At 64.5% G+C, this 5135-nt stretch carries 4 protein-coding genes; 1 reads left to right on the top strand and 3 read right to left on the bottom strand.

From position 1 onward, the window contains the following. Window positions 1–567 precede the first annotated feature (567 nt). Entirely contained in the window at window positions 568–1146 is a 579-nt protein-coding gene (locus AB4Z09_RS28665; RefSeq protein ID WP_442241339.1) for a TetR/AcrR family transcriptional regulator, read from the bottom strand. Window positions 1147–2184: 1038 nt separating this feature from the next. Between AB4Z09_RS28665 and AB4Z09_RS28660 the strand changes: the two genes are divergently transcribed. Beyond that, window positions 2185–2634, top strand: coding sequence for a nuclear transport factor 2 family protein (locus AB4Z09_RS28660; RefSeq protein ID WP_220181908.1), 450 nt, complete (start codon window positions 2185–2187; stop codon window positions 2632–2634). A 397-nt stretch (window positions 2635–3031) separates the two neighbouring features. Here AB4Z09_RS28660 and AB4Z09_RS28655 read toward each other — a convergent pair whose 3' ends face one another. Both AB4Z09_RS28655 and AB4Z09_RS28650 read right to left on the bottom strand, forming a co-directional pair. Further along, the gene (locus AB4Z09_RS28655; protein WP_147283502.1) at window positions 3032–3514 is read right to left on the bottom strand and encodes a hypothetical protein; all 483 of its coding nucleotides are present in this window, start codon (window positions 3512–3514) and stop codon (window positions 3032–3034) included. A gap of 834 nt (window positions 3515–4348) precedes the next feature. After that, window positions 4349–5135, bottom strand: a 787-nt coding sequence (locus AB4Z09_RS28650; RefSeq protein ID WP_442241338.1) for a barstar family protein, incomplete at its 5' end; no start/stop codon positions are given.

Here is a 5135-nt window from a genome sequence, read left to right as displayed (position 1 = left end):
ACCTTAGACAAGTCGAATTATCGCAGGTCGGAGCACCTTTCTTCGTCAGTGACACAGGTGTTCAGCCGAATTACCGTGAAAGCGGCAGGTTAGGTGTGATCACCGACCTGTCAACCTATCCAATCCAGATGACGCCACCCCAGACCGCCATGGGTGAATACCCTTCTCTGTCAGCGGCGGGGCGCGTCCATCCACTCCTCTATCCATCAACTCAGATAGCGGATTGTGCGGGCGCAGTCGCGACGGACGGGCCGGACACTGGTACGCGGCGACCACGAACTGGTTGGACTCCGAACCCCACGCCCCTGACCTCCGCCTGTCCGTCGAGCGACACGAGATCATCGGCCCGGAATTCCTGATGCACACAGCGAGCGGATGCGACCGTCTCGAGGCGATACGCGCGGAACTAGGTCAAGCCGTCGTCGACGGCCCCGACGTGAGATGGCGTCCGCAAGACCATGAGATGCCTTGCACGACAGGCGGGGCGCCGCGTACCCAATGCGACTACGCACTGAGCGGGACCGAGAGGGTGACTGCAATCAAGGCAAATCTGTCGAGCGCTGCAGCTCAGCGGATGAGCGCCGCCCGCAGCACACGCATCAAGAGTGAGCCGCCCGTGCGCAGCGCCGCACCGCCGCCCTGCGTGTTCTTGATGCCGTCCGCGGTCGCGAGGATCATGGCAGCAAGCTCAGCTGGGGCCACCTCGACCCCGGAGAGGTCGATCTCACCCGCGGTGGCAGCAGAGTCGAGGACCTCCCCCAGCCGCTCGACGAGCCAGGTCTGAGTATTGCGGCTGATCTCGCCTGTCAGAGCAAGGCCCGCGTCGAAGAGTTCCGCGCCGTGCGCGCTGGCGCTGATCTCTTCCATGAGGCCGCAGAGGTAGGCCGTCATTGCAGCATCGATGCGGTCGATGACGTCACCATCGGCCGCCAGGGCGGCGTCGACCTCGCTCATGACCTGAAGATGGGCGCGCTCGGATCCGGCGCGAAAGAGATCTTCCTTGTTGTTGAAGTGGAGATAGAGCGCCGCGCGGGACATCCCGGCCGCACGGGCGATGTCCTGCATGGTCGTCTTACCGAAACCGTACTGACAGAAGACAGCGAGGGACGCATCGAGGATCCGTCCGGTCTTTTCGTCGTCAGCCACAAACGACAGCCTGACAGATTGGACCATTGGCGTCCACTTGTGCACCTAGACAAATACTGTCAGAGTGTCCATGCATGGGCGGAATCGTCCGCATCAACGAGAGGTCGGGCCAGCCACGATGACCGAAATCGCGAAGCCAGCGACGGGCGCGACCGTGCTGGTGACCGGAGTCTCCGGATTCCTGGGCGGCCATATCGCCACTCGGATCCTCGCGGCGGGATACCGGGGTCCGCGGGACGGTGCGCGACCGCTCCCGCGGGGCGACGCTCGGTACGCTCGTCACCGCCACCGCCGGGGTCCCCTCCGAGAGACTCGAGATCGTCACGGCGGACCTCAACGCGGACGCGGGATGCGGCGCCGCCGTCCGCGACTGCACCTTCGTCATCCACACCGCCTCGCGCTTCCCTGCGGCCGCGCCCCGGAACGCCGAGGAGGTCATCCATCCAGCCCGGGAGGGCAGCTTGCGCGTCCTCGTGGCGGCGCACCGGGCCCGCGTAGCCCGGGTCATGCCGACCTCCTCGGTTCGCAGCCACCAACCGCGGGGCCAGCCGTCCGCCGTACACGGAGAAGGACTGAACCGACGTCGCCGACCGGCGGGCCACCGCCTACGACCGGTCGAAAACCCTTGCAGAGCAGGCCGCGTGGGTTTTCGCAGAATCGAACGGCACGGAGCTCGCCGTCGCCAAGCCGGGCGTTGTCCTCGGCCCGCTCCTGCACCCGCGGATCGGATCCTCGCTCGGACTGCTCGTTGCGCTCATGTCCGGCCGATTCGGGGCATCCCCCGTTTCGGCTTCTCCATTGCGGATGTGCGAGACGTCGCCGAGGCCCACCTGCTAGCCATGACAGTTCCCGCGGCCGCGACCTCAGCGTCGACACGACCGAGGCGCGCTCGCTCCTCGGCTGGGAGCCCCGACCCGTGTCGGCGACCCTGCACGACACTGGCCGTTCCCTCATCAACTCCGGGATCGTCCAGCCCTGACCGCCTGGGCTTCACCCCGCACGCGCCGAGCATTCCACCCAAATCGAAAGGAAACACCCATGACCGAGAACCACATGAACCCCGAGAGCCACGGTTCCACCAGTTCACCTGCAGACACGAGATCGACGATGGAGCTCATCCGCACTACCGAGACCGCACGCCTACGCGCGCTCGTCGCCGCCGACATCGAAGCCGCCCAGGCGATGCACGGCCACGACTTCCAACTCATCACACCCATCGGTGCCGCGCTGACCCGAGACGAGTATCTAGGCGCGATCGCCGCGGGCCAGATCGACTACCGACTGTGGGAACCCGACGAGATCGAGGTTCGTGTGCTCGGAGACGCGGCGATCATTCGCTATCGGGCTATGCTCGAGATCGTCTTCGGCGCGTACCGCGTTCCCCGGACACGCTATTGGCACACCGACAGCTACGAACTCCGCGACGGCCGCTGGCAGGCGATCTGGTCACAGGCAACGGAGATCCAGGCCGTGCAGCAGGCGACGTGACACTGGGGCGATCGGCCCAGAAGACCTGGATGCGCCTGCGACAGCCACGCCGGCGTTCGGAATCCGCGCCCACCCTCGACCAGAGGGCTGGCCAAAGCAACTGGAACTGATCCAGACGTGTGATCAGGAGCCCCCGTTAAGTGTGACTACCGACCGGTCAACCTGTCCAATCCGCATGCAGCCCAGCACGCTCCGCCATTGGTGAACACCCCTCCAGCTGCCCATCGCTCCACTCCACGCGCTCTCTACATTCATTCAGTTAGTCAGACGCTCATAGGCGTGGCGCGTCTCTCTCTCGTCTCTCCAGTACGCCTGCATAGGCCCGAGCTCACCGCGCAACGTGACGCTGCCATCGGCGGCTCGCACGACTAACACGAGTGCGGCCTGCGCGGACGAATCAGCTGTCGGCACCCCCGCCCGCTCCCCAGAGATGTGCTGCGTAGCGCGAGCATGTCTCTTCGTCGTCGAGGTTGTCAATTACTGCCGCGAGTTCCGAGTGGCCGTTGAGCGCGGCGAGGGTCATGAGCAAGTAGCGGAGGTCGCGCTCGTCCCGATGGGGAAGCGTGGCAGTCTCGGCGGTGATCCTTCGCGCCTCGACGAGAGCCTCGGCATGAGGATCAGGCCCCGTGTCCCGAGGCGAAACGGCGGCGATCGTCTCTTGCCACATGCTGGGCGTGGAGTCACTCACGATGAGCCCGAGCACGGTGACGTATTCGAGTCGCTGCTCGGCGCTCACGCGCCGAGCGATGCTGACCAGGTATGGAAAAGCAGCGACAGCGGCCGGCCAGGTGGTGCCTTCCGAAACGAGTGCGGGCCACTGCGCGGTGAAGCGCTCGCCGTCTACAGGATCCGCATCCAGTGCGCGCAACCAGTCGGGCACCCACGCAGCATCACCGTCTCTGGTCGACAAATCCTTCCAACGCGGATCGTCCAGGGGAAACACCCCTGTCGTGGAGGCCCCCGGACGCCAGAGGGATTCACTACTCGGCTGCATCACGAGTCCATCGTCGACGAAGACAGTGATGATGTCGAAATCGGCGGGAACTGGGTTGGTTCGGTGAACCTGTGCATTTCATGTCCCGAGCACTCGACGAACCGCGGCACGACGGCCGCGGACTCGGGATCGCTTGAGAGCACTGTGGCCGGGCGGCCGGCCCTCCGTCAAGAATCGTCGGCGGACGACAAGAAGCAGCGGCGACGCAATCGGTCCTGATTTGCTGTGATCTGGGCATTCGTTGCGTGTGATCACCGCCCGGTCAACCTATCCGAAACGCTTGCCGCCCAGTCTAAGTCGCGCGCCGACGGCCATCCACTGACCTGACAGGTCACTCGGACGGTTCGCCCACCGTCGCACACAAGCTGGAACGCATCCAGATTCGTGTGATCTGGAGCCCTCGTTAAGTGTGATCACCGACTGGTCAACCTATCTAATCTGCATGCAGCCCAGAACGAATCGCCATTGGTGAACACCCATCCACTCCATCGCGCCGCGCCGTCTCTTTCCACAGCTCCGAGCGCACGATTTCAGGCGGCAGATCCCCTGGGGCATCGTGATGGACTGGGCACACCGAACAGCAATATGCGTTCAGGGACAGCGTCAGCGCCAAATTCCAGCCGCGCCGCGATCACCGCCCCTTACGGGTGCGACGAGGCCTTCGCGGCGGGCAACATTGTCGCGCGGCGTATGGCTTGAGCATGGGTAGATGCTGGCAGGTTACTGATCGTCGGAGCTATCGCGCAGCTCGCTGTACTTACCGAGGACGCGCTCCCTCTCCGCGCCGAAAGGGTAGCCTGCGCCCGTTGAAAAACCCACTCTCAGGCCGGCATCACGCAACGCCCTATAGACGTCCTCGTCGATCTCGCCGAGGTCGCCCTCCCCGCGTATTCCCACCGACACGACCACATCACAACGCTGTCGCTGCGGCTCTGCGGGATGCTCAGCTGAATCAGCAGAATCGAGTTGGACCGGGTCGAGGATCTGCCACTTCGCCCACCCACCAACCCGCTCCACGAGCGTGGACGCGATGACTTCGATCATCGCCGCGGCATCAGCGTTGGTCGTTTCGAATTCAAACTCGACGATCTCCTTCGCTGTGATCCGCCAGGAACTCGGTGGTGTGTCCCAGAGGCTCCCCGTTTGGACCGGTCGTCCATTGACGGGACCGAGATCGTGGGCGGTCGATTCGACGATGCACAACATCGGGTGCGAGAAGAGCGCCGCCAGGCGCGCATGCTCCGCGAAAATCGTCAGCAGCGCATCTGCCGTGTGACGGTCCAGGTTCACCAGGGCGTCGTAGCCGGCAAGGGCGAGGACTGTGCCGGTGGTATCCGGGTCGCTGCCGTATCGAAACTCGCCGACGTCGTACATCAGGTCGTTGAAGGCATCGAGGTTCTTGCCGTAGAAAGCGGGGAAGGACAGTGCACCGGCCAACACCGTGTGCGCATCGAGGTTCTTGCCGTAGAAAGCGGGGAAGGACAGTGCACCGGCCAACACCGTGTGC

This window comes from Rhodococcus sp. TAF43, assembly GCF_052113525.1.
Lineage (GTDB): Bacteria > Actinomycetota > Actinomycetes > Mycobacteriales > Mycobacteriaceae > Prescottella.
Note: the sequence above shows the minus strand (reverse complement) of the source record. Positions and strands in the feature narration are given on the sequence as shown.